Annotated in this window: 22 protein-coding genes; 17 read left to right on the plus strand and 5 right to left on the minus strand. The window is 66.6% G+C overall.

Going from position 1 to position 23,941, the window contains the following annotated elements; all coding sequences use genetic code 11:
• Positions 1-32: 32 nt before the first annotated feature.
• From ACO07K_RS07590 to ACO07K_RS07630, 9 genes are all read left to right on the plus strand, one after another.
• Entirely contained in the window at positions 33-992 is a 960-nt protein-coding gene (locus ACO07K_RS07590) for a FecR family protein (RefSeq protein ID WP_422035305.1), read from the plus strand.
• 308 nt (positions 993-1,300) lie between these two features.
• Complete coding sequence (locus tag ACO07K_RS07595; RefSeq protein ID WP_422035306.1) at positions 1,301-3,589, plus strand: TonB-dependent siderophore receptor; 2,289 nt, start codon at positions 1,301-1,303, stop codon at positions 3,587-3,589.
• Between the two features lie 64 nt (positions 3,590-3,653).
• The gene (locus ACO07K_RS07600) at positions 3,654-3,917 is read left to right on the plus strand and encodes a hypothetical protein (protein WP_422035307.1); all 264 of its coding nucleotides are present in this window, start codon (positions 3,654-3,656) and stop codon (positions 3,915-3,917) included.
• 1 nt (position 3,918) lies between these two features.
• On the plus strand, positions 3,919-5,475 hold the full coding sequence (locus tag ACO07K_RS07605; RefSeq protein ID WP_422035308.1) for a PepSY-associated TM helix domain-containing protein: 1,557 nt from the start codon (positions 3,919-3,921) through the stop codon (positions 5,473-5,475).
• Complete coding sequence (locus ACO07K_RS07610; protein WP_422035309.1) at positions 5,472-6,179, plus strand: DUF4198 domain-containing protein; 708 nt, start codon at positions 5,472-5,474, stop codon at positions 6,177-6,179. Before ACO07K_RS07605 ends, ACO07K_RS07610 begins: the two co-directional genes overlap by 4 nt.
• On the plus strand, positions 6,179-6,502 hold the full coding sequence (locus ACO07K_RS07615; protein WP_422035310.1) for a DUF3325 domain-containing protein: 324 nt from the start codon (positions 6,179-6,181) through the stop codon (positions 6,500-6,502). Before ACO07K_RS07610 ends, ACO07K_RS07615 begins: the two co-directional genes overlap by 1 nt.
• Positions 6,503-6,514: 12 nt before the next feature.
• Complete coding sequence (gene exbB / locus ACO07K_RS07620) at positions 6,515-7,372, plus strand: tonB-system energizer ExbB (protein ID WP_422035311.1); 858 nt, start codon at positions 6,515-6,517, stop codon at positions 7,370-7,372.
• A 4-nt stretch (positions 7,373-7,376) separates the two neighbouring features.
• A complete protein-coding gene (gene exbD / locus ACO07K_RS07625; RefSeq protein ID WP_422035313.1) occupies positions 7,377-7,790 on the plus strand; it encodes a TonB system transport protein ExbD in 414 nt (137 codons plus the stop codon).
• Positions 7,791-7,938: 148 nt separating this feature from the next.
• Positions 7,939-8,685: an energy transducer TonB family protein gene (locus tag ACO07K_RS07630; protein ID WP_422034302.1), complete on the plus strand. Its 747-nt coding sequence runs from the start codon at positions 7,939-7,941 to the stop codon at positions 8,683-8,685.
• 13 nt (positions 8,686-8,698) lie between these two features.
• On the opposite strand, the gene ACO07K_RS07635 is transcribed toward ACO07K_RS07630, so the two are convergent.
• Positions 8,699-9,109 carry a hypothetical protein gene (locus ACO07K_RS07635; protein WP_422035314.1) on the minus strand — a complete coding sequence of 137 codons (411 nt, stop codon included), beginning with the start codon at positions 9,107-9,109 and terminating at the stop codon, positions 8,699-8,701.
• Between the two features lie 72 nt (positions 9,110-9,181).
• Here ACO07K_RS07635 and ACO07K_RS07640 point away from each other — a divergent pair, with 72 nt between their 5' ends.
• Positions 9,182-10,396: an MFS transporter gene (locus tag ACO07K_RS07640; RefSeq protein WP_422035315.1), complete on the plus strand. Its 1,215-nt coding sequence runs from the start codon at positions 9,182-9,184 to the stop codon at positions 10,394-10,396.
• A gap of 739 nt (positions 10,397-11,135) precedes the next feature.
• Here ACO07K_RS07640 and hemA read toward each other — a convergent pair.
• The 3 genes from hemA to ACO07K_RS07655 form a co-directional block, all read right to left on the minus strand.
• Positions 11,136-12,359, minus strand: a complete 1,224-nt coding sequence (gene hemA / locus ACO07K_RS07645; protein ID WP_422035316.1) for a 5-aminolevulinate synthase — start codon at positions 12,357-12,359, stop codon at positions 11,136-11,138.
• 106 nt (positions 12,360-12,465) lie between these two features.
• Positions 12,466-12,819: a hypothetical protein gene (locus ACO07K_RS07650; protein WP_422035317.1), complete on the minus strand. Its 354-nt coding sequence runs from the start codon at positions 12,817-12,819 to the stop codon at positions 12,466-12,468.
• 2 nt (positions 12,820-12,821) lie between these two features.
• Entirely contained in the window at positions 12,822-14,231 is a 1,410-nt protein-coding gene (locus tag ACO07K_RS07655) for an aspartate aminotransferase family protein (protein WP_422035318.1), read from the minus strand.
• Between the two features lie 203 nt (positions 14,232-14,434).
• On the opposite strand from ACO07K_RS07655, the gene ACO07K_RS07660 reads away from it, so the two are divergent.
• From ACO07K_RS07660 to ACO07K_RS07680, 5 genes are all read left to right on the plus strand, one after another.
• Positions 14,435-16,051: an ABC transporter substrate-binding protein gene (locus tag ACO07K_RS07660; RefSeq protein ID WP_422035319.1), complete on the plus strand. Its 1,617-nt coding sequence runs from the start codon at positions 14,435-14,437 to the stop codon at positions 16,049-16,051.
• A gap of 103 nt (positions 16,052-16,154) precedes the next feature.
• The gene (locus ACO07K_RS07665) at positions 16,155-17,150 is read left to right on the plus strand and encodes an ABC transporter permease (RefSeq protein ID WP_298316426.1); all 996 of its coding nucleotides are present in this window, start codon (positions 16,155-16,157) and stop codon (positions 17,148-17,150) included.
• Position 17,151: 1 nt separating this feature from the next.
• Positions 17,152-18,090 (plus strand): ABC transporter permease, encoded by a 939-nt coding sequence (locus tag ACO07K_RS07670; protein WP_298316428.1) that lies wholly within the window; start codon positions 17,152-17,154, stop codon positions 18,088-18,090.
• Positions 18,091-18,099: 9 nt separating this feature from the next.
• Entirely contained in the window at positions 18,100-19,122 is a 1,023-nt protein-coding gene (locus ACO07K_RS07675; protein WP_422035320.1) for an ABC transporter ATP-binding protein, read from the plus strand.
• The gene (locus ACO07K_RS07680) at positions 19,115-20,152 is read left to right on the plus strand and encodes an ABC transporter ATP-binding protein (RefSeq protein WP_422035321.1); all 1,038 of its coding nucleotides are present in this window, start codon (positions 19,115-19,117) and stop codon (positions 20,150-20,152) included. Before ACO07K_RS07675 ends, ACO07K_RS07680 begins: the two co-directional genes overlap by 8 nt.
• Before the next feature lie 45 nt (positions 20,153-20,197).
• Here the strand turns inward: ACO07K_RS07680 and ACO07K_RS07685 are convergent, their stop codons facing one another.
• Positions 20,198-21,385 carry an RtcB family protein gene (locus ACO07K_RS07685; RefSeq protein WP_422035322.1) on the minus strand — a complete coding sequence of 396 codons (1,188 nt, stop codon included), beginning with the start codon at positions 21,383-21,385 and terminating at the stop codon, positions 20,198-20,200.
• Between the two features lie 430 nt (positions 21,386-21,815).
• Here ACO07K_RS07685 and ACO07K_RS07690 point away from each other — a divergent pair, with 430 nt between their 5' ends.
• Positions 21,816-23,009, plus strand: a complete 1,194-nt coding sequence (locus ACO07K_RS07690) for a M20 aminoacylase family protein (RefSeq protein ID WP_422035323.1) — start codon at positions 21,816-21,818, stop codon at positions 23,007-23,009.
• Positions 23,010-23,038: 29 nt separating this feature from the next.
• Positions 23,039-23,899: a DUF6671 family protein gene (locus tag ACO07K_RS07695; protein ID WP_422035324.1), complete on the plus strand. Its 861-nt coding sequence runs from the start codon at positions 23,039-23,041 to the stop codon at positions 23,897-23,899.
• The last annotated feature ends 42 nt before the right edge of the window (positions 23,900-23,941 follow it).

Raw genomic sequence — 23,941 nt, forward strand, 5'->3', positions numbered from 1 at the left:
GCGAGTGGATTTGGAGACGGGTGACTTCCGACGTGGACGATAGCGATCTCCTGCGCAGCGAGGCGGTGGAGTGGCTGGTGCGCATCAACGCCGCGCCGCAGGATTCCGCTGCCCGCGCAGGACTGGAGGCGTGGCTGGCGTCCAGCGAGGCGCATCGCCGTGCTTATCGCAGTGTCGAGCGGGTCTGGATGCTTTCGGGCGTGCTGCCGTTGGCGGCGCCTTCCTCGTCGCACGGGGTCGTTGAGCTGTCGCGCGTTCGGCGGACGCGACGCGCCTGGGGGATCTCGGCAGCGGCCTTCGCGGCCTGTGTCGCCCTCTGGTTCTTCCCGACCCTGAGGCTGCACTTCGAGGCCGATCATCTGACCGGCGTTGCCGAGCTGCGCGAACTCACGCTCGAGGATGGCAGCATCGTGTATCTCGATGCCGCCAGCGCCATCGCCGTTCGTTACGACAAGGGCCGTCGCGAAGTCGAACTGTTGGCGGGACAGGCGTTCTTCAAGGTCGTATCCGCCCGCGACAGGCCTTTCGTCGTGACGGCCGGCAACGTGGCAGTCACCGTCAAGGGCACGGCCTTCGATGTCGGTTCGTCGCGGGACGGCGTGTCCGTCGCCGTTCAGTCGGGGACCGTCGAGGTCCTTGTCTCCGGCAGCGAGCGAAACGTGTTGTCCACCCTGATGCGGGGCGAGCGCATGGTGGTGGACAGGCAGGGGGCGTTTACGCGCTCGCAGGTCTCTCCCGAGGACGTCGCGTCGTGGCGCGAACACAGGCTCGTCGTCGACGGCGCCACTCTGGGCGAGGTCGTGGACGAGTTGGGTCGCCATCATCGCGGTGTCATCGTGGTGAGCGACCGCAGCCTGGCGGACCGCCGCATCACCGGCGTCTTCGATCTCCGCCGTCCGCTCGAAGCGCTGCACACGGTCGCCCGTACCCAGCACGGTTCGGTCCTTGAGATCTCGCCATACCTCACGATCGTCTCATCGTCGAAACCCTGAATATTTCTTCGGGCGCCCCTTAAATCCGCGCCGCTCCGCGCGTCCTCTGATCGCGAACGCGAATCGTTCGCGTCAGTTCAGCGTCTCCATGGCCCGCCGGTCAGGAGCAGCGGGGAGAGTTCGTTGTGTTGCAGGACCGGTCCGGTAGCGTCGCCCAAGCAGTTGCCATCGCCACAGTCGCCCTGGCGATGGGAGCTCCCAGCGCATTCGCACAGACGGGGGCGGGAGCAGGCCAGGCCCCGCTTGAGGCGCAGGCCAGCCGGACGACGACTTTCGACATTCCGGCGCAGCCGCTCTCTCAGGCCTTGATGGCCTTCGGCCGCCAGTCGGGCATGCAGATCGCCGTCGATTCCGCGGCCGTGGCGGGCAAGACCAGTGCCCCGGTAGCCGGCTCGATGACGGCGGATCAGGCGTTACGCCAACTCCTGTCGGGATCGGGCCTCACCTATCAGTTCACATCGGCCAATGCAGTCACCGTTGCCGGCGCTCCTGTGCCGGCGCCGGCCGGCGTGCCGGGCTCCAGTACGCTGATCCTCGATCCGGTTCGCGTGCAGGCCGTGCCGACCACCCCGCCGCAGGGCGAGATCGGCAACCAGTCGCCGGCCTATGCCGGCGGACAGGTTGCGCGCGGCGGCAAGGTCGGCCTGCTCGGCAACCGGGATTACATGGACACGCCATTCAGCGAGACGACCTACACCAACCAGTACATCCAGAACGAGCAGGCCCGCACGCTGACCGACGTCCTCGCCGGCGATCCGACGCTGCGCTCGGGCATCCCCAACGGCAACGTCTTCGACGACCGCGTCATGATCCGCGGCATCACGGTGCTCAATCCCAACTTCGGCCTGGGGGGTCTCTACGGCATCGTGCCCAACCAGGCCGATATGACGGGCATTGAGCGGGTCGAGGTCTTCCGTGGCCCCACGGCGTTCCTGAACGGTGCGCTGCCCAGCGCCGTCGGCGGCACCATCAATCTGGTCCCGAAACGCGCGACCGACGCGCCGATCACACAAGGCACCCTTCTTTTCAATTCCGACTCTCAACTCGGCGGTTCGCTGGACGTCGGGCGCCGATTCGGTCCCGACAACGAACTCGGTCTGCGCGCCGGCGGGACGTATTATTCGGGCGACACGGCCGTCAATAACCAGAACGCCGAGCGCCTGGCGCTCACCCTCGGCTTCGACTACCGCAGCGACCGCACGCGTATCGACGCTGATCTCGGTTACCTCAAGCGCGACGTGGGCGCTTTCCAGGGCGGCATCTTCCTGGCGCCCGGCGTCCAGCTGCCGCCGGCTCCCTATGCGCGCCAGAGCTCCTACCAGCCATGGGAGCGGCTGCAGGGCAACGACGTTTATGGTGCGCTGCGTTTCGAGCACGACATCGTCGAAGGTCTGACCGGCTTCATCAAGGCCGGTGCGCGGCGCAGCAACTACACGTCGGTCTACTTCAACCAGAACATCGTGAACTACAACGGCAACACGACGATCTCGTCGGCCGGTCAATACATGTCGACGGTCGAAGCGTTGTCCCTCGAGGCAGGGTTGCGTGCCAAGTTCCATACGGGTCCGATCAAGCACGAGGCAGCGCTGGTCGGCGACTATCTCAAGACCCAGAACTACACGTTCAACAATCCGATCGCGACCAGACTGAATTCCAACCTCTACAATCCGACGTTCATTTCGCAGCCGAGCTTTTTCGGATTCCGGACCCAGGGGCCGCCGCTCACGTCGGATTCCGTCTACGGAAGCATCGGCATCGTCGACGCTCTGTCGTTCAACGACGACATGTTCCAGATCATCGGTGGGGCGCGCCTGCAGCGCCTGCAGACGGCAAACTACAGCACGGTGACCGGCCTGCCGACCAACGGCAACAATCAGAGCGTCGTGTCGCCGTCGGCCTCCTTCGTCTTCAAGCCGGCGAAGGAAGTCATGGTGTACGGCAACTACATCCAGGCGTTACAGCAGGGACCGGTGGCGGGCGCGGGTCTCACCAATGCCGGCATGCAGTTCCCGCCCTTCGTCACCAATCAGTTCGAAGTCGGTGTGAAGGTCGACTTCGGCTATGTCGGCGCCACGGTGAGTGCCTTCCAGATCACCCTGCCGAGTTCCTACACGGATCTGGCGACCAACACGCTCGTTACCAACGGACAGCAGCGCAACCAGGGCATCGAGTTCATCGCCTTCGGCGAACCGGCGCCGGGCCTCAAACTGCTGGGCGGTCTCACGCTTCTCGACGCTATCCAGACAAACACCCAGGGCGGCCTGACCAACGGCAAGCAGGCGGTCGGGACGACACCCTTCCAAGCCTCGCTGGGGCTCGACTGGGATACGCCCTATGTCAAAGGCCTCGGCGTGATGGGCCGGGCCGTCTACAACGGCCAAGTCTACCTCAATGCCGCGAACACCCAGGCAGCGCCGCCCTGGACTCGGTTCGATGCCGGCCTGCGCTACACGTTCGACCGCGCGGACGGCAAGCCGGTCACGCTGCGGGCGAACGTCATCAACGTGTTCGATGCCAATTACTGGATCGCGACGACCTCGTTCTTCTTCCAGAACCAGCCGCGCACCTTCCTGTTGTCGCTGACCGCGGATTTCTAGCGGCTCCATGGCGAAGGCTGCCTCTACGTCCTCCTCCGCACCCGTCGGTGCCGGCAAGGTGGTCGTGCGCGTCCTTGCCATCGTGTTCGGCGCCTACGCCGCCAGTGCCGCGGTGGTGGCGGCGGGCGTCGCGGGGCTGATCCTAGCGGGCGTGAACAAGAGCGACGCCTTCACGGTCTGTAGCATCCTGGGCTTCCTTGTCTATGTGGGACTGGCGCTCTGGGCGGCCGCTGCGCGCCGATTGGGGCGGATGGTGGGCACCCTCCTGTTCGTCACGGCGGCGGGGACAGGCATCGGCTTTCTTCCCACCCTGATCGGTGGCGCCTGAGATGGGCACGAGCTTCCGCGAATCGATGGGATGGCTGCATACCTGGTCCGGTCTGATTGTCGGTCTGCTGCTGTTCGCGGTCTTCTGGACCGGCACGCTCTGCGTCTTCGACCGCGAGATCGATCGCTGGATGAATCCCTCGACGCGGTTGGTCTATGCCGGCGAGCCGATCGCGATCGACGGCCTGCGGGAGGAGGCGGGACGGCTCTCGCCGCGCACCGCGCCCTGGGCCATCGTCATGCCGACACCGCGCGATCCGGCACTCTGGATCGGCTATCGCGGACGAGGGGGCTTCGAACGGACGCTCTTCGATCCGCTCACCCTGAAGCCGGTCGCGCCGGCCGAGAGCTGGGCCGGCACGCGGTTTTTCTTCCCGTTCCATCACACGCTGCATCTCAGGATGTGGAATCTCGGCACCTGGCTCACCGGCCTGGCCGGTGTGGCGATGATGGCCCTCTGCATTTCCGGCGTGATCATCCATCGCAAGATCTTCGTCGATTTCTTCACCTTGCGCCGTTCACGCCAGCCGCAGCGCCTTCTGCTCGATCTGCACAACACCACGGGAACGCTGGGCTTCCTCTTCTACTTCGTCATGTCGTTCTCGGGCGTGACCATCCTGGCGTCCGTCTACTATCCGTCGGGCGTCTGGGTGGCGTTCGAAGGCGGCCGCTCCGGCTATGTGCGCGACACCTACGATGTGTTCAGCCGCCCGCGCCTCAATCAGCCGGGGCCGCCGCTCGGCTCGCTCGACGCAATGGTCGCGACGGCCCGTGAAGCCTGGGGCGGCCTGTCGCCCGGCCTGGTGCGGGTCTTCCACCACGGCGACCGGAATTCTTATGTCGAGGTGCGACCGTCGATCGAGGCCGAGGTGGCGATGCGCACCGACCCCTTCTTCTTCGATGCCGCGACCGGGGCCGTGCTGTACCGCACCTACATCCGCGAGACGTCGCAGGTGCAGCAGTTCCTGACCGGCTTGCACTTCGCGCAGTTTCGCCACTGGACCCTGCGCTGGCTCTACTTCGCGCTCGGCCTGCTGGGCTGCGTCCTCATCGTCACTGGCTTCCTCTTCTGGATCGAGTCGCGGCGCAAGGCGCATGCGTCGGCTGGTTTGAAGGGCGTCGGCTTTGTCGAGGGCCTGACGGTCGGCGGCACCGGCGGCATGGTCCTGGCGACGCTCGCCTTCTTCGTCGCCAATCGGCTGTTGCCCTCGGGCGCGACCTTCCTGGGCGGCGCCCGCTACGAACTCGAGATCTGGGCCTTCTTCACCGTCTGGGGGCTGAGCTTCGCGCATAGCTGGGGCCGGCGGGGCGCCGCCTGGATCGACCAATGCTGGGTGGCGGCCGGGCTGTGCATCCTTGCCGTCGTGCTCAATGGAGCCACGACCGGCCACGTCGTGCAGGCCTGGGGCGACGGCAAGCTCGCGGTCGCCGGCATGGACCTCGTGCTGCTGGCCGGCGGGTTTGTAGCGGCGGTCACGGCGTGGCGCCTGCAGCGCCGCCGGCAGGGAACCGCATCCAAGCAATTCCGACATCATCCTCTGGAGGGCCAATCGTCATGAAATCCATCTTCGGCATCGTCGCCTTGGCGGCAGTCTCGCTGTCGTTTGCCGTGCCGGCTTCGGCGCATCACATCTGGCTCGAAGTCGATGGGCAGGGCGGCAAGATCTACTTCGGCGAGTTCGGCGAGAACCTGCGCGAAGCCTCACCCGGGACGCTCGACAAGCTGCAGCCGCAGGCCAAGGCGGTCTCATCGAGCGGCGAGCGTCCGTTGACCGTGCAGAAGTCGGCCGACGCCTACGTCGCCACCGGCAGGATCGACGGGGGCGACAGCATCGTTGCCGAGGACGTTCGTTGGCCGTCCTTCGAGCGCAAGCGGGACAACAAGACCGGCATCTACATGCCGGCCGCGCGCTTCGTGCCGGATCGGGCCCCGCGCGCTGCGGCGCTGACGCTCGATATCGTCCCCGCCGGCGGCGACAAGTTCCAGGTCGTCTTCAAGGGCAAGCCGCTGGCCAAGGCGAAGGTCGTGGTCGTCACCCCGTCGGGGTGGGGGCGTGAAGAGCATACCGGCGCCGACGGAGAGTTCGAGGTCAAGCTCCCGTGGCGCGGCGCTTACGTGTTCGAGGTGCATCACGACGACAACGCACCCGGCAAGCGCGGCGAACAGGCGTACGACTTTGCGAACTATGTGACGACGCTGACGGTCGTGCAGCCGCAGGGGATCGAGCCTCTGCCGGCGCCGCCCGCGGCCAAGCCGCACTGATGGAGGCGGCCCTCATCGTTGCCGTGCTGGCCCTCTGTTACCTGGGCTTTGCCTTGCTCGCCCTCAGCCAGGACCGGCATTGGCTCCATCTCTGTGGCGAGCGCCATTGCCCGCCGGGCATCGCGGGCAGCCTGCGGGTTGCCGGCTATGCCTCGTTGGCCGCGGGTCTGTGCCTCGCGCTCCTGCGCGACGGCCCGGGATTCGGCTCACTGGTGTGGGCGACCACGCTGACGGTCGCCTCCTTCGCCGTCGTCTGCACGCTGACATGGCGGCCGCACTGGCTCCGCCCGCTCGCCCTGGTCTGTCAACGTCATGCCCGATAGCCGATGGTATTCATGAAGGTTGTTCGTCGTCTTCTGCTCGTCCTTCTGTTGTTCCCGTCGCTGGCCCTGGCGCAGGCGCCCGCGACGACAGAGGCTGCCCCGCCCGCGGCCGCAGCTCCCGCCGGGACGGAGCCTGCGCCCACGACCGCACCCGCCGATCCCGCGCTGCCGGCCGGGACGGAGCCTGCGCCTGCTGCCGCGCCGCCCGCTGCAGCGCCGGCCCAGGCGGTTCTGCCGAAGGACCTGTCGGTCTGGGGCATGTTCGTGGCGGCGGACTGGGTGGTGCAGGGGGTGATGATCGGGCTGGTGCTCGCCTCGGTGCTGACGTGGACGGTGTTCGTGGCCAAGAGCCTGGAACTGGCGATGGCGGTGCGGCGGCAGCGGCGCCTGCTGGCCGGGCTGGATTCGGCGGCCTCGCTCGACAAGGCGCCGGCCAGCGACCTGGTGGCGGCGGCGCAGGCCGAGCAGAGGCTGAGCGTCGACACGGTCGACGATCGCGACGGGCTGAAGGAGCGCGTGGCCTCGCGGCTGGAGCGGCTGGAGGCGGCGACCGGCCGGCGCATGCTGAAGGGCACGGGCGTGCTGGCCACGATCGGCTCGACGGCGCCGTTCGTGGGCCTGTTCGGCACGGTGTGGGGGATCATGAACTCCTTCATCGGCATCTCGCGTTCGCAGACGACCAACCTCGCGGTGGTGGCACCGGGCATCGCCGAGGCGCTGCTGGCGACGGCGCTGGGGCTGGCGGCGGCCATTCCGGCGGTGGTGATCTACAACCACTTCTCGCGCCGCGTGACGGCCTATCGGGCGCTGGTCGGCGACACCTCGGCGGCGGTGCTGCGGCTGGTCTCGCGCGACCTGGGACGGAGGTAGCCCGATGTCGGTGAAGCTGGACCACGGCGACGACGAGCTGGCGGAGAACCACGAGATCAACGTCACGCCGTTCATCGACGTGATGCTGGTGCTGCTGATCATCTTCATGGTGGCCGCGCCGCTGGCCACCGTGGACGTGCCGGTCGACTTGCCGGTGTCGACGGCGGAGCGGCAGCCCAAGCCCGATACGCCGCTCTATCTCACCCTGAAGGACGACCTGTCGTTCACGCTGAAGGACACGCCGGTGAGCCGCGAGGCGCTGGCCAAGGCGCTGGACGAGGCGACGGGGGGCAAGAAGGACGAGCGCATCTTCCTGCGGGCCGACAAGGCGGTGCCCTATGGCGAGCTGATGCAGGCGATGAACGTGCTGCGGACGGCGGGCTACCTGAAGGTGGCGCTGGTCGGGTTGGAGCAATGAGGGAGGTACACCTCATGCTGAGGAGCCGTGCGCAGCGCGGCGTCTCGAAGCATGGGCGGCCCACGTGTCGTCTGTTGCCCATCCTTCGAGACGCGTCCCGGTGGGACGCTCCTCAGGATGAGGTGGTGCGGATTGGGGGGCTGCCGAGATGAGGGAGGCGGCTCGCTGGATCGGTTCGTTCGCCTTCGTGCTGGCGCTGCACGCGGGCGCGATCCGGATTGCGCTGGGCTGGGTGCATGGCGAGGTGCCGTATTCGCCGCCGCCGGCGGCGATCATGCTGGAACTGGCGCCGTTGCCGGCGGCGCCGGAAGCGCTGCCCAACGAGGCGCCGCCGGGGCCGGAACTGAGCGAGGTGATCCCCGAGCCCGAGCCGCCGCCGCCGGTGGAGATGCCGCCGCCGGTGCAGGCGGAGGTGACCTTGCCCGATCCCGAGCCGCCGCCGCCGCTCGACCTCAAGCCGCCACCGCCGCCCAAGCCGGTCGAGAAGAAGAAGGTGGAGAAGAAGCCGCCGCAGCCCAAGGTCTCGGCCCCGCAGGCGGCGCCGGAGCAGTCGAGGGTCGCAGCGGCGCCGATGCCGGGCACCTCGGTCGAGCCGCCGTCGAACACGCTGCCGACCTGGAAGGGGCTGCTGCTGCGGCACCTGGAACGGCACAAGCGCTACCCGTCGGAGGCGCAGCGGTCGCGCCACGAGGGCGTGACCTATGTGCGCTTCACGATGAGCCGCGACGGCCGCATCCTCGCCGCCCGCATCGAGCGGCCGTCGGGGCACGCCGCGCTCGACCAGGAAGGACTCGAACTGTTGCAGCGGGCGCAGCCGCTGCCGCCGCTGCCTCACGATCAGCCGGGCGAGAGCCTGGAGATCGTCGTGCCCGTACAGTTCTTCCTCAGAAGGTGAGGAAGGTCCGCGATCAGCCGACGACGAAGCTCTGGTACATGAACTGGAGGTCGGCGCTTTCCTGCGGCGTGATATCGCCGTCGAGGACGCGGCCTTCCCACGAACGCAGCTTGCGCTTGATGTCGACCGGTGTGCGCGGGCTCAGCAGCACCATGAAGAACTGCTCATGCGGCGAGAGTTCGCGCTCGCGGCGGTAGCCGAACGGACCGGCGCCGGGCGTGCGGGCCTGGGCGGTCTCCTGGGCCGGCAAGGAGGGGGCGGCGACGCGCGGCAGGACGGCGTCGTCGATCACCTGGTCCCAGGTGAGGCCGGCTTCCCGCACCATGGCCGAGGCGAGCTTGGCGGCTGCCAGCGCCTCCTGGGCGTGGCTGCTGTCGAGGATCTCGAGGACCTTGACCAGGGTGTTGCGATTGAAGGTGGACACTTGCGTTCGGCGCCTTTGACTATCGCGTGAGCAACGGGCACTAAGTGCCTACAACATATAGATGGATGTGCCTTGGATCAAGGCAAGCCCCCCGCCAACGCTTTCCCGGTCTATCTTGCGGGTCTCGCCACCTGGTTCGTGCCGCTCGGCATCCAGATGGTGCTGTTCCCGTGGCTGGTCGCAGTGGTCCTGCACATGGACGCCTTCGCCGTGGGCGTCGCGCAGGCGGCCGTCATGGCCCCGTCGCTGCTCTTCCTGCCGCTGGGCGGCCTGGTCGCCGACCGGGGCAACGCCCGCCGGCTCCTGCTGCGCTACCACCTGATCTATGCCCTGCCGCCGCTCGCCCTGGCGCTGGTCCTGTGGTCCGACGGGCTGAGCTATCCGCTTCTGATCGCCTACGGCATCGCCGCCGGCGCGATCGGCGCCTTCGCCATCCCGACCCGCGATGCCCTGCTGCCGGTCGTGGCGCCCAAGGGCGGCCTTCCCAAGGCCGTGGCGCTGGCGACGGCGCTGCAGTTCGGCGGCCAGCTGCTGGGCATCGCCTGCGCCTCGACCGCCGATCGGTTCGGCGCCCTGCCGCTCCTGTTGCTGCATTCCGGCATGGTGCTGGCGGGCTGCATCTTCGTGCGCCGGCTCCCCGACCCGCCGCCGCATCCGAAGACCAAGCACCCCGGCTTCTGGCGCAGCATCGGCGAGGGCGTCTCGGCCGCCGCGAAGTCGGACCAGATCTGGCCGGTCCTGCTGCTCAACTTCGGGGTCGGCATCTTCTATGTCGGGCCGTTCATGGCGGTGCTGCCGCTGGCGATTCGCGACCATTATGCCGGCGGCGCAGCCGAGCTCTCCTACATGAACCTGGCCTTCTGGGCCGCGACCATCGTGGCCAGCATGGCGCTGGTCGGTCTCGCGCGCCGCCTGACGCTACGCGGCCGTCTGATCGGGGGCGCGGTTCTCGTAGGGGCTATGGTCCTGCTGTCCCTCGCGACGCTGCCGCCGTTCCCGGTCTTCCTCGCGCTGATCTTCGTCTGGGGCCTAGGCGCCGGCATCACCATGACGCAGAGCCGGACAGTGGTGCAGATCGTGGCGCCCGCCACGCACCGCGCGCGGCTGATGTCGCTGTTCCAACTGGGCTTGAGCGGCGGCGGCCCGATCGGCGCCTTCCTCACCGGCACGATCTGCTCGATCTGGGGCCTCAAGGCCGCGCTGCTGATCCCCGCGATCGCGATGCTGCTGATGATCGCGATCGTCCTGCTGCGCTCGCGCCTGTGGTCGATGCGGACGGTGGAGTAGGGCAGCAAATGCCATCCTTGCCACCACGAATGGACGCTTCGGATGGGGCGTATCGCTGTCTCGCCATGCGCTGGCTGCAATTGGCGGCAATGTTGGGTAGTCTGCTGCTTTACTCGGTTGCATCCGCAACTGCGCAGCCATCAAGCTCCCTGGAGCCAATAGACTGCGTAGAGATGCAGTTGGGGAAGCGTACCTATTGCCTCCCAAAGGCGGCGCTCGAAATCTACCGACGAGGCAAGCTGCGACAGGACGTCGTTGCGATGTCGCTCATGATGCCGGACTTGAGATTACCGACGCCGGACGACAACCGTCGTTTCTTTCTCGGTGAAATGTCTCGAGGAATGGCGACGACCTCCATTGCTCTGACAGCGCACGGTCCACCAATCTCCTGGGATCAGGCGGTTCGCAATCGGATCAAAGGAGGCGGCCCTGTTCCCGTTGAGGTGCCTGGCCCATTCGGCTTGATCGAACTCGTGGGCGGGTTTCCGAGGCCCAACCCCTACGAAAATGAGTTCCTCGCAGAGCGTGACGGGTTTCGTTTTACAATAAGGTGTGGGTTTGGAGGAGTTGACGGACGTCCTCATAGCCCGGGGCTTGTGCCGACGTGTCGATCGGAAATTCCTTTCCGTGATCTCAAAGTGATTCTTCATTTTCCCGCAGGTCACCTCGATCAATGGAAGAAACTCCATGATGACGTGATCAGCAAGATCACTGCCTGGACCCGAGACTAGCCTAGCGCCTATTCGGCCGCCGCCCGGGAGCTAAGGCCCAGCGTGTGCCACACATCCTGCAGGGCCGCGACGAGGCGGGTCATGTCGTCGTCGCCGTGCAGCGGCGTCGGCGTGAGGCGCAGGCGTTCGGTGCCGCGCGGCACGGTGGGATAGTTGATCGGCTGCACGTAGATGGCGTGACGGTCGAGCAGCAAGTCGCTCGCCTGCTTGCACAGCGCGGCATCGCCCACGAAGACCGGCACGATGTGCGTGGTCGAAGGCATCACCGGCAGGCCGGCCGCGGCGAGGCGGCGCTTCAGGGTGGCGGCGCGTTCCTGGTGGCGAACGCGCAGCTCCGGCTGGCCGCTCACCAGGCGGACGCTGGCCAGGGCCGCGGCGGCGATCGCCGGCGGCAGGGAGGTCGTGAAGATGAAGCCCGAGCCGCAGGAACGCACGAAATCGACCGTGGCCGCGGTCGAGGCGATGTAGCCGCCGACCACGCCGAACGCCTTGGCCAGCGTCGCCTGGACGATGTCGACCTTGTCGAGCACGCCGTCGCGCTCGGCCACGCCCGCGCCGCGCGGGCCGTACATGCCGACGGCGTGGACCTCGTCGAGATAGGTGAGGGCACCGTGGCGATGGGCGACGTCGCAGATCTCGCCGATCGGCGACACGTCGCCGTCCATCGAATAGACCGACTCGAAGGCCACGATCTTCGGCGTCGCGGGATCGGCGGCGCCGAGAAGCTCCTCGAGATGGCGCGGATCGTTGTGCCGGAAGATGCGGCGGGTCGCGCCGGAGTGGCGGATGCCGGCGATCATCGAGGCGTGGTTGAAGGCGTCGGAGTACAGCTCGCAACCCGGCAGCAGGGCGCCCAGCGTCTGCAGGGTCGTCTCGTTGGCGACATAGCCCGAGGTGAAGACGAGGGCGGCTTCCTTGCCGTGAAGAGCCGCCAGTTCGCGTTCGAGCGCGGCATGCAGCGTGTTGGTGCCCGAGATGTTGCGCGTGCCGCCGGCGCCCGAACCCTGCGCGCCGATGGCGGCCTGCATGGCCTCGACCACCGCAGGATGCTGGCCCATGGCGAGATAGTCGTTGCTGCACCAGACCGTGACGTCGCGCGGGGCTTCGCCCTCGCGATGCAGGCGGGCGCGGGGAAAGGCGCCGACGATGCGTTCCAGTTCGGCGAAGACGCGATAGCGCCCCTCGTCGCGAAGGCGGCACAGATGGCCGTTGAAGAAGGCTTCGTAGTCCATGGGTAGGTGTCTCCCGCGCACTCACTCCAGGCGCAAGGCGCTTTTTGTCCGCAGTCACAATTGGTCGCGTTGACGTGCGTCAAACGAGAACGATTCGCAGCGACCGTCAGCGCAGGAGCGGAAGGAAGAGCGCGACGCTGAGGAAAAGAGAGACCGAGAGAAGAGGGAGGGCGCCCAGCCAGCGCGTCTGCGCCGGCAGGCCGTCCCAGTGGCGCAGCGTCGGTACGGCAGCCCACAGGGCAAACAAAAACCCCAGCACCCAGAACAGCAGGGCGAGGGGCATTGCGACGTTCACTTGATCGTCGGTGGCCGTCGAGATGCCGAAGCCCACGACGGCCGGCGGGATCGCGGCGGCGAACAGGGACACCGCCCAGATCGCGCGGGTGCGGATGCGCTGGCCCGTTCCGAAGGGCGGCGGGCGAACGGCCGTCGCGCCGCCGCCTTCGGAACCGGCGCTCACGGTCAGCCCTTGAACAGGCCTTCCGACGTGAGGTCGGCCAGCGTGGCGTCGAACGCCTGGCGCAGGCGGCCGAACAGGTCGCCGAGCTCGGCCTCGTTGATGACCAGCGGCGGGCAGATGGCGACGCGATCGCCCATGTTGCGGATGAACAGGCCGCGCGCCACGGCGTGGTTGTAGACGCGCAGGCCGGCGCCGACCGCGACGAGGTCGAACGGCGTCTTGGTCTTCTTGTCGGCGACGATCTCGATCGCGCCCATCATGCCGATGCTCATCGCCTCGCCGACCAGCGGGTGATCGGCAAACGACTGCACGTGCTTGGTGAAGGCCGGGCTCATGCGCTTGGCGTGACCGAACAGGTCGGTCTCCTCGTAGATCTTCTGCGCCTCGAGCGCGACCGCCGCGGCGACAGGATGGCCGGAGTAGGTGAAGCCGTGGCCCCAGGTGCCGATCTTGTCGCTCTCGCTCATCAGCGCCTGGTAGACCTTCTCGCTCACCATCACCGCCGAGATCGGCAGGAACGACGCCGACAGCGCCTTGGCGCAGGTCAGGATGTCGGGCTTGATGTTCATCGTCTGGCTGCCCCAGACATTACCGGTGCGCCCGAAGCCGCAGATCACCTCGTCGGCGACGAACAGCATGTCGTACTTGGTGCAGACCGCCTGGATCTTCTCGTAGTAGCCCTTGGGCGGCACGATGACGCCGCCGGCGCCCATCACCGGTTCGCAGATCATCGCGGCCACCTGCTCGGCGCCGCCTTCCTTGACGATCAGCGCCTCGAGTTCCTCGGCGCAGCGCGTGGCGAACTGCTCCTCGGTCTCGCCCTCGACGCCGAAGCGGTAGAAGTGCGGGCAGGTCGTGTGCAGCACGCCCTGGATCGGCAGGTCGAACGAACGGTGATTGGCCGGCAGGCCGGTGAGGCTGGCGGAGGCGACGGTGACGCCGTGATAGCCCTTGGTGCGCGAGATGATCTTCTTCTTCTGCGGACGGCCCAGCGCATTGTTCATGTACCACACCATCTTCACGACGGTGTCGTTGGCCTCGGAGCCGGAGTTGGCGAAGAACACCTTCGACATCTCGACGGGCGCCATCGACTTGAGCTTCTCCGCGAGGTTGATCGCGGGCTCGTGGGAGCGCTGGTTGAAGGCGTGATAGAAGGGCAGCTGCTTCATCTGCTCGTAGGCGACCGTCGCCAGCCGCTCGTTGCTGAAGCCCAGCGCCGCCGACCAGAGGCCGGCCATGCCCTCGATGTATTCCTTGCCGTCGTCGTCCATGACGTAGACGCCGCGACCGCGCACGATGGTCAGGGGACCGGTCTGCTCGTGCTTCTTGAAGTTGGTGTAGGGGTGGAGATGGTGGGCGATGTCCCGCGAGGCGTTGGAATTGCCGCGGAAGCTGCGAGAAACGTCATTCATGCCGGTACCCCTGAAACTGTGGTGGCGCGCACGATAGCCCGGCCGAGGCCGAAGTACACTGTATCTGACCATGCAAATTTTTTGTGCAATTGACGGCCTCCGGGCCGCGGTGCAATTTGACTGAAATATTCGCGTATGCAGGGCCGGCGGCCGGGGAGGCTCACCTGCGAACGCGGACGGGGACCATCGAAGGGGTTGTATTCATGCACTTCAAACTGCGGCATTCAGTGGCGCTGGCGGCGCTTGCCTGCGCCGGCTTCGCGTTCGCGCCGGCGGCCGACGCCAAGACGTTCAAGTGGGCCAATTCGGGCGACGTGAGCTCGATGGATCCCTACGCCCGCCAGGAGACGTTCCTCCTGACCTTCACCGCCAACATCTACGACCCGCTGGTCCGCCGCGACAAGGACCTGAAGCTCGAGCCGGCGCTGGCCACCAAGTGGGGCCAGACCAGCCCGACCGAGTGGTTCTTCGACCTGCGCCCGGGCGTCAAGTTCAGCGACGGCACGCCGTTCACCGCCGACGACGTCATCTTCTCGATCAACCGCGCCAACGGCCCGGGCTCGAACGTCAACGGCAACTTCTCCTCGATGAAGGAGATCCGCAAGGTCAACGACCACCGCGTTGAGGTCACGACCAACGTTCCCGATCCGCTGCTCGCCGACAAGTGGGCGTCGATCTCGATCATGTCGAAGGCCTGGGCTGAGAAGAACAACGCCATGCAGCCGGCGGACATGATCAAAAACGAAGAGAACTTCGCGACCCGCAACGCCATGGGCACCGGCCCCTTCATGCTGAAGGAGCGCCGCGCCGGCGAGAAGACGGTGCTCGTTCCGAACCCGACCTGGTGGGACAAGCCGGTCCATAACCTGACCGAAGTGGTGTTCACGCCGGTTCCGAACGCCGCGACCCGCATCGCCGCGCTCAAGGCGGGCGACATCGACATGACCTACGAGGTGCCGCCGGCCGATACCGACAACCTCAAGAAGGACGCCAACATCAAGGTCCTGGAAGGGCCGGAGACGCGAGTCGTGTTCCTGGGCTTCGACCAGGAGCGCGACGAGCTGGTCGAGTCCAACGTCAAGGGCAAGAACCCCTTCAAGGACAAGCGCGTCCGTGAGGCGATGCACCGCTCGATCGATGTCGATGCGATCAAGCGCACCGTCATGCGCGGCCAGTCCTTCCCGACCAACCTGATGGTCGCGCCGGGCATCAACGGCTACACCAAGGACCTCGACAAGCGCCCGGCGCTGCTGAAGCCCGAGGAGGCCAAGAAGATGCTGGCCGATGCCGGCTATCCGAATGGCTTCGAGACGGGCATGGATTGCCCCAACGACCGCTACGTCAACGACGAGAAGATCTGCCAGGCTGTCGTGGCAATGCTTGCCAAGATCGGCATCAAGGTGAATCTGCGCGCCCAGACGCGCAATCTCTACTTCGCCAAGATCCTGCGCAGCACGGCGGACGGCAAGCCGAGCAACACCAGCTTCTACATGCTGGGCTGGTCGCCGGCGACGACCTACGACGTGCACAACGTCTTCGAGCAGATCATCCAGACGCCGGACGTGAAGGCCAAGAAGGGCCTCTATAATGCCGGCGGCTACTCGAACAAGAAGTTCGACGATCTGTCGAACAAGGTCGAGGTCGAGACGGACAAGGCCAAGCGCGATGCGATGATCGCCGACGCCACCAAGATCTACGTCGACGACTTTGCGTACATCCCGCTGCACCAGCAGGCGCTGGTCTGGGCGACCCGCAAGAACGTCGACCTTGTCCAGCCGGCCGACAACAGCTTCCCGCTGCGCTTCGTCAACCTGAAGTAGCTCCGGCAACCCAGGCCCGGCCCCGGCGCAGATACCCTGCGACCGGGGCCGGTTCCGTTATGGCGTCATTCCTGCTAGGGCTGCGCCAGGCCAAGAACAGCAAATGCTCGCCTTCATCCTCAGACGACTTCTTCAATCGATCGCCGTCCTGCTGACGGTCGGTCTGGTATCCTTTTCACTCTTTCGCTACGTCGGCGACCCGATCAATTCGATGGTCGGCCAGGACACGCCGGCGAGCGAACGCGAGGCGCTGCGCGAGCGGCTCGGCCTGAACGACGCGGCGCCGATCCAGTTCCTGCGCTTCATCGGCAATGCGGCGCAGGGCAAGTTCGGCCTGAGCTACCGCACGTCGGAGCCGGTCGGCCGGATGATCCTGGAGCGCCTGCCGGCCACCCTGGAACTCTCGTTCTGCGCAGCCGTCTTCGCCCTGTTCGTGGGCGTGCCGATGGGCGTCTATACCGGCCTCTATCCCAAACACTGGTCGAGCCGGCTGATGCAGGCCGTGTCGCTCATAGGCATATCGCTGCCCACTTTCGTGATCGGCATCCTGCTGATCCTGGTCTTTGCGGTCTGGCTGCACTGGCTGCCGTCTTTCGGCCGTGGCGAGACGGTCATGCTGTTCGGCTGGTGGCCGACCAACTTCCTGACGATCAAGGGCCTGCAGGCGCTGATCCTGCCCTCGATTACGCTCGGCCTGTTCCAGCTCACGCTGCTGATGCGGCTGGTGCGCTCGGAGATGCTGGAAGTGATGCGCACCGACTACATCAAGTTCGCGCGGGCGAGGGGCCTCACCAACCGGGCCATCAATTTCGGCCATGCGCTGAAGAACACGCTGGTGCCGGTGATCACCGTCACCGGCCTGCAGCTGGGCGCCCTGATCGCCTTCGCGATCGTGACGGAGACGGTGTTCGCCTGGCCGGGCGTCGGCCAGCTGTTCATCCAGTCCGTGCAGTTCTCCGACATTCCCGTGATGGCCGCCTATCTGATGCTGATCGGTCTCCTGTTCGTGCTGATCAACCTCACGGTCGACCTTCTCTATTTCGTCGTCGATCCGCGCCTGCGCAGCCAGGGCGGCGCGGCACGCGTGGCAGGGCATTGAGATGAGCGACCATTCCTCGACCTCTCCCGGCTGGCTGCACCGTTTCACCGACAGTGACATCTGGTGGAGCTTCAAGTCCTCGTCGCTGACGGTCGTGGCGGCGATCGGCACGATCCTGATCGTGATGATCGCGTTCCTCTCGCCGGTGCTGGCCCCGCACACGCCGTTCGACCCGGCGACGATCAGCCTCAGCGACGGGCTTAAGCCGCCGGTCCTGCTGTCGCCGGACGGCGACTGGGCCTTCCCGCTCGGGACCGACGACCAGGGCAGGGACATCCTCTCCTCGATCATGTACGGCACGCGGCTCTCGCTGATCGTCGGCTTCGCGTCGGTCGTCGTCGCCATGTCGATCGGCATCGCGCTCGGCCTGCTCAGCGGTTATTTCGGCGGCGCCGTCGACGCCCTGATCATGCGCATCGCCGACGTGCAGCTCACCTTCCCGGCGATCCTGGTGGCGCTGCTGATCGACGGCATCGTGCGCAGCGTGATCTCGGTGCAGCGGCACGACGAGATCGCGGTCTTCGTGATCGTCGGCGCCATCGGCCTCAGCTTCTGGGTCCAGTACGCGCGCACCGTCCGTGGCTCCGTGATGGTCGAGAAGAACAAGGAATACGTCCAGGCGGCGCGGGTGATCGGCCTCTCGCCGCTGCTGATCATGGTGCGCCACGTCCTGCCCAACGTGACCGGCCCGGTACTCGTGATTGCCACCATCAACCTGGGCCTCGCCATCATCACCGAGGCGACCCTGTCGTTCCTGGGCGTCGGCCTGCCGTCGACCGAGCCCTCGCTCGGAACGCTGATCCGGCTGGGCAACGACGTGCTGCAGTCCGGCGACTGGTGGATCACCGTCTTCCCAGCCGCCACGCTCGCGGCGCTGGTCCTGGCCGTCAACCTGCTGGGCGACTGGCTGCGCGACGCCCTCAATCCCAAACTGCGATAGTCACGACAGATGGCCGCCGCATCGAACAATCAACCGCTCCTCGAAGTCCGCAACCTGCGGGTCGAGTTTCCGACGCGCCGGGGCACCTTGCTCGCCGTCGACGATGTCTCCTTCGACATCGCGCCCGGCGAAGTGCTGGGGGTGGTGGGCGAATCCGGCGCCGGCAAGTCGCTGACCGGTAACGCCATCATCGGCCTGCTGGAGCCGCCGGGCCGCGTTGCCGGTGGCGAGATCCGCCTCGAAGGGCGGCGCATCGACAACCTGCCCTATGAAGAGATGCGCCGGATCCGCGGCGCGCAGATCGGCGCGATCTTCCAGGATCCGCTGACCAGCCTCAATCCGCTCTATTCGGTGGGCCGCCAGCTCATCGAGACGATCCAGACCCACATGCCGCTCTCGGCCAGCCAGGCCAAGGCGCGGGCGATCGAACTCCTGAAGGAAGTGGGCATCCCCGGCGCCGAGATGCGGATCGACCACTATCCGCATCAGTTCTCCGGCGGCATGCGCCAGAGGGTCGTGATCGCGCTGGCGCTCTGCGCCGGGCCGCGGCTGATCGTGGCCGACGAGCCGACGACCGCGCTCGACGTCTCGATCCAGGCGCAGATCATCGCGCTGCTGAAACGCCTGTGCCGTGAACACGGCACGGCGGTCATGCTGGTCACCCACGACATGGGCGTGATCGCCGAGACCGCCGACCGGGTCGCCGTGATGTATGCCGGGCGTGTCGCCGAGATCGGTCCGGTGCGCGAGGTCGTGAAGCACGCCAAGCATCCCTATACGAAGGGCCTCATGGGCTCGATCCCGAGCCTCGGCGTGCGCACCGATCGGCTGACGCAGATCGACGGCGCCATGCCGCGTCTCACGGAAATTCCGCCGGGCTGCGCCTTCAATCCGCGCTGCACCTTCAAGGGCCAGCGCTGTCTGGTCGAGCGACCGAACCTGATGCCGGCCGGCGCCACACGCGCGGCCTGCTGGCTGCACGACAGCGGCGGCGTCGGCGCCGCCATCCTCAAGGAGACGGTCGATGCCTGACGGCGGCGCCGATTTTGTCCGCATCGAAGGGCTGAAGCGTCACTTCGATGTCTCTGCACCGTGGCTGGTGCGCAAGCTCGAAGGCCGGCCGCGCCAGGTCGTTCAGGCGGTCGACGGGATCGACATCGAGATCGCAAAGGGCGAGACCTTTTCGCTGGTGGGCGAATCGGGGTGCGGCAAGTCGACGGTCGCCCGCCTCGTCGTCGGCCTCTATCCGCCGACGGCCGGCCGCATCGAATTCGACGGCAACGACATGGCGGGCCGCCACAGCCGGTCCGACATGGCGGCGCTGCGGCGGCGCATGCAGATGATCTTCCAGGATCCGTTCGCCAGCCTCAATCCGCGCTGGCGCGTGTTCGACATCATCGCCGAGCCGATCCGGGCCTTCGGCCTCTCGACCGGCAAGGCCGACCTCGAAGCCCGCGTCGGCGCGCTGCTGCGGCAAGTGAAGTTGAACCCGGCCGACGGCCGCAAGTACCCGCATGAATTCTCGGGCGGCCAGCGCCAGCGCATCTCGATCGCCCGCGCGCTGGCCAGCGAGCCGGAATTCCTGGTGTGCGACGAGCCGACCTCGGCGCTCGACGTCTCGGTGCAGGCGCAGATCCTGAACCTGATGGTCGACCTGCAGCGAAGGCTGCAGCTCACCTACCTGTTCATCAGCCACAATCTCGCGGTCGTCTATCACATCTCCACGCGGGTGGGCGTGATGTACCTCGGCCGCCTGGTCGAAGTGGCGCCGACCGACACGCTGTTCCGGCGGCCCAAGCACCCCTACACGCGGATGCTGCTCGACACGATCCCCGACCTGGAGATGACGGGCCGCCAGCGCAGCCCGGTCGGCGGCGAGGTGCCGAGCCCGATCAACCCGCCCTCGGGCTGCACCTTCCACCCGCGCTGTCCCTTCGCCAACGAGCGCTGCAAGGCCGAGCGGCCCAACGCGCTGCCGATCGAGGGCGGCACGGTATCCTGCCACGCGATCGAGGAAGGCCGCCTGCCGATCGAGGACCGCACCTACGCACTCAATACGTGAGGCGCAGTCGGCCGGAACGCGATCGCCGCGCGTCCCGGACTGCGGTCAACCCTTGACGCAAAGTACCTGCTTCAAGGTGTGCTCCACGCTCACGAGGTCGGCCTGGGCTGCCATGACCGCGTCGATGTCCTTGTAGGCGGCCGGCGTCTCGTCGAGCACCCCGGCGTCCTTTCGGCACTCGACTCCCGCCGTGGCCGCCAAGTGATCCTCCAGCGTGAATCGCTTCTTCGCCACGGTCCGCGACATGGCGCGACCCGCACCATGCGAGCAGGAGCAGAGCGATTCTGCATTGCCCTTGCCACGGACGATGAAGGAGCGCGCGCCCATGCTTCCCGGGATGATGCCGAGTTCGCCTTCACGTGCCCGCACCGCACCCTTGCGGGTGACGATGACGTTCTCGCCGAAGTGGCTCTCCCACGAGACGTAGTTGTGATGGCAGTTCACGGCCTCGCAATCACAGGAGAAGGGCTTGGCAACCTGCTGCGAGAGTGCCTTGAGCGCGGCCGACATCATCAGCTGCCGATTGAACGCGGCATAGCGCTGAGCCCACTTCACGGCATCGACGTAGTCCCCGAACACCTCGGAGCCCTGCGGCAGGTAAGCAAGGTCCTCGTCGGGCAGGTTTATGAACCAGCGCCGCATGTCTTCCTTCGCGCGCTCGATGAAGTACGTGCCGATGCGATTGCCAATGCCACGAGAACCGGAATGCAACATGACCCAGACGCGGCTCTCCTCATCGAGGCACACTTCGACGAAGTGGTTGCCTGTCCCGAGCGTGCCGGCATGGCAGAGTGCGCGCTCAAGCGACCATTGCTTGCCCAGGGCGGGATGCTTGGCGAAGAGCTTCTGCAAGTCTTCTGCCATACCCTGTGGCAAGGCGGTCGAGACGGCGTCTGGGACATTGCCCCAGGCACCGCGGTCGCCCGGACGGCCATTGTTCGTGCGGCCATGCGGGATCCGCCGCTCGATTTCGGTACGTAGGGCGAGCAGGCTCTCGGGCAGGTCCGACGCCTTCAATGTGGTTCGCTGGGCCATCATCCCGCAGCCGATGTCCACGCCCACGGCGGCGGGTACGATGGCGCCCTTGGTCGGGATGACGCTGCCCACGGTCGCCCCCATGCCCCAATGAACATCGGGCATGACCGCGACATGGCCATGGATGAAGGGCAGCGACGCCACATTGTGCAACTGGGTCAGTGCCGCACTTTCGACCGGCACGCCGGCCGTCCACATCTTGATCGGCGCACGCTGACTTGAATCGACCGTATAAGTCGTAGCCACGACGAGACTCCTTTGAGCAAAGACAGCGGGCTCTCCTGCAGAGAGCGTTCTTCAGCGAGGTCGAGGAATGAATTCGGTGGGGATCGGAGGCCCGGCGCACCGACTAACGAAAACGCAGCTCAAGAATCCTGAGCTCAGCCAGACAAACTACCTGGCCGTGACTGCTCGCGAAGGTTGCGACGGTCGGGGTTTCGTAATCATGTGGCCCGGATAATGGACCTTGTCCGGTTTGTAAAGCGAAACCGATTGGGCTCGGCCTTCTCTCCGGAAGGCCTGCGAACTTTCCGCACGAGCCATGATGTGCACGCGCATGCGGAGCGCGCTTGATCTGTGGCGGAGGTCGCTTACGATCCGGCGCAACAATTTCAACGGAGATTTCAGGATGCCGGTCATCAACCGCATTGCCTCGTTCCATAAGGACATGACCGCGTGGCGTCATGACATTCACAGTCATCCGGAGACGGCCTTCGAGGAGGTGCGAACGGCGGACGTGGTCGCCGAGAAGCTTGAAAGCTTCGGGATCGAGGTCCATCGCGGCCTGGCCAAAACCGGCGTCGTGGGCGTGTTGCGCTCGGGCACGTCCAAGCGGGCGATCGGCCTGCGCGCCGACATGGATGCGCTCGACGTCCACGAGACCAATCAGTTCGATCACAAGTCGACGATCCCGGGCAAGATGCACGCCTGCGGCCATGACGGTCACACGGTGATGCTGCTGGGCGCCGCCAAGTACCTCGCCGAGACCAAGAATTTCGACGGCACCGTCTATTTCATCTTCCAGCCGGCGGAGGAGAACGAGGGCGGCGGGCGCGTGATGGTGGAAGAGGGGCTGTTCGAGAAGTTCCCGGTCGAAGGCGTCTACGGCATGCACAACATCCCGGGCATCCCGGTCGGCAAGTTCGCCGTCCGTCCCGGCCCGATGATGGCCGCCTACGACATCTTCGAGGTCGTGCTGAAGGGCGTTGGCGGACATGGGGCGATGCCGCAATACACGATCGACCCGGTGGTCGTCGGCGCCCACATCGTGACGGCGCTGCAGTCGATCGTGGCGCGCAACGTCGATCCGATGGACACCGCCGTCGTCTCGACGACGCAGATCCATGCCGGCGACGCGTGGAACGTCATCCCGCAGGAATGCGTGCTGCGCGGCACGGTCCGCACCTTCAAGAAGCCGGTGCAGGACCTGATCGAGAAAAACATCGAGAAGATCTCGCGCAACGTCGCCGCGGGCTTCGGCGCCGAGGTCGTGAAGTGGCGCTACGAGAAGCGCTATCCGGCGACCGTGAACAGCGCGCAGGAGACCGAGTTCGCCGCCCAGGCCGCCGCCTCGCTGGTCGGGCTGGAGAACGTCAATCGCAACCCGACGCCGGCCATGGGCTCCGAGGACTTCGCCTGGATGCTGCTCAAGAAGCCCGGCTGCTACATCTGGGTCGGCAACGGCGACGGCGTCGGCAGCTGCATGGTCCACAATCCGGGCTACGACTTCAACGACGAGATCCTGCCGCTCGGCGCGTCCTACTGGGCCACGCTGGTCGAGCAGCAGCTTGCGCGCGAGGCCCTGTCGCAGGCGGCGGAGTAAAGCCGCAGCGCTCCAACGGCGACGCCGTCGTGTCAGATCCGCATCCCTACGCCAGCGCCCGCATCGCGCTGGCGACGATGCACGAAAAGGAGCGGGCGCTGGGGCCCGCCTTCCGGCGCGTGCTCGGGGCAGAAGTCGTTGCCGTGCCGGAACTCGACACCGACACGCTCGGGACGTTTTCCGGTGAGGTGCCAAGGCCCGACGCGCTCGTCGAGACATCGCTGCTCAAGGCGGAACTGGCCTTCCGGACGATGGACGTCGATTGCGCGGTCGCGAGCGAAGGCAGCTATGGGCCGATCGACCGGGTGCCGCTGGTTTCGAGCGGTGTCGAGATCCTGGCCTTCATCGACCGCAAGCACGGCATCCGGCTGGTCGACACCTTTCCGACGCATCATACGACGTGGAGGCTGTCGCGCTTCCGCGCCGGCGATCCCGCAAGGCTCGCCGTGCTGCGCGCCATGGGCTTCCCGCGCTACGGCGTGTTCGTCGCCTGCAGCAGCGACATGGATCATCCGGTCAAGGGCCTCGCCACCGAAGAGGAGGTGATCGCCACCATGGACCGCGAGGCCGAGCGCTCCACGGAGGGGCTCGCGGTGCTCTATTCGGACATGCGCGCCCATCGCAATCCGACCCGCATGAAGGTGCTGCGCGCCGCAGGCTGGCAACTCGCGAAACGCCTGCAGTGTCTTTGCCCGAAGTGTCACGCGCCGGGCTTCGGCCGCATCCAGTCGCGCCGCGGCCTGCCCTGCGAGGCCTGCGGCGATCCCACCCACTGGATCGACTTCGAGATCGATGGCTGCAACGCCTGCGGCCACGCCGAAGCGCGGCCGCGCAAGGACGGGCGACGCACCGCGCCGAAGCTCTCCTGCAAGAGCTGTCGCACGGCGTAGCAATGGAGCGCGCCACTCCAGTGGCGCTTCAAGCTCTCAAGA

Origin of the sequence: Reyranella sp., from assembly GCF_965228225.1 — a bacterium.
Lineage (GTDB): Bacteria > Pseudomonadota > Alphaproteobacteria > Reyranellales > Reyranellaceae > Reyranella.

What these genes read in the sequence shown, in the direction of transcription:
- ACO07K_RS07595 (WP_422035306.1), top strand. Translation starts at nt 1,301, where the DNA reads ATGGCCTTCGGCCGCCAGTCGGGCATGCAGATCGCCGTCGATTCCGCG.
- ACO07K_RS07605 (WP_422035308.1), top strand. Translation starts at nt 3,919, where the DNA reads ATGGGCACGAGCTTCCGCGAATCGATGGGATGGCTGCATACCTGGTCC.
- ACO07K_RS07610 (WP_422035309.1), top strand. Translation starts at nt 5,472, where the DNA reads ATGAAATCCATCTTCGGCATCGTCGCCTTGGCGGCAGTCTCGCTGTCG.
- ACO07K_RS07615 (WP_422035310.1), top strand. Translation starts at nt 6,179, where the DNA reads ATGGAGGCGGCCCTCATCGTTGCCGTGCTGGCCCTCTGTTACCTGGGC.
- exbB (WP_422035311.1), top strand. Translation starts at nt 6,515, where the DNA reads ATGAAGGTTGTTCGTCGTCTTCTGCTCGTCCTTCTGTTGTTCCCGTCG.
- exbD (WP_422035313.1), top strand. Translation starts at nt 7,377, where the DNA reads ATGTCGGTGAAGCTGGACCACGGCGACGACGAGCTGGCGGAGAACCAC.
- ACO07K_RS07630 (WP_422034302.1), top strand. Translation starts at nt 7,939, where the DNA reads ATGAGGGAGGCGGCTCGCTGGATCGGTTCGTTCGCCTTCGTGCTGGCG.
- hemA (WP_422035316.1), bottom strand. Translation starts at nt 12,359, where the DNA reads ATGGACTACGAAGCCTTCTTCAACGGCCATCTGTGCCGCCTTCGCGAC.
- ACO07K_RS07655 (WP_422035318.1), bottom strand. Translation starts at nt 14,231, where the DNA reads ATGAATGACGTTTCTCGCAGCTTCCGCGGCAATTCCAACGCCTCGCGG.
- ACO07K_RS07660 (WP_422035319.1), top strand. Translation starts at nt 14,435, where the DNA reads ATGCACTTCAAACTGCGGCATTCAGTGGCGCTGGCGGCGCTTGCCTGC.
- ACO07K_RS07665 (WP_298316426.1), top strand. Translation starts at nt 16,155, where the DNA reads ATGCTCGCCTTCATCCTCAGACGACTTCTTCAATCGATCGCCGTCCTG.
- ACO07K_RS07670 (WP_298316428.1), top strand. Translation starts at nt 17,152, where the DNA reads ATGAGCGACCATTCCTCGACCTCTCCCGGCTGGCTGCACCGTTTCACC.
- ACO07K_RS07675 (WP_422035320.1), top strand. Translation starts at nt 18,100, where the DNA reads ATGGCCGCCGCATCGAACAATCAACCGCTCCTCGAAGTCCGCAACCTG.
- ACO07K_RS07680 (WP_422035321.1), top strand. Translation starts at nt 19,115, where the DNA reads ATGCCTGACGGCGGCGCCGATTTTGTCCGCATCGAAGGGCTGAAGCGT.
- ACO07K_RS07685 (WP_422035322.1), bottom strand. Translation starts at nt 21,385, where the DNA reads ATGTGGACGGCCGGCGTGCCGGTCGAAAGTGCGGCACTGACCCAGTTG.
- ACO07K_RS07690 (WP_422035323.1), top strand. Translation starts at nt 21,816, where the DNA reads ATGCCGGTCATCAACCGCATTGCCTCGTTCCATAAGGACATGACCGCG.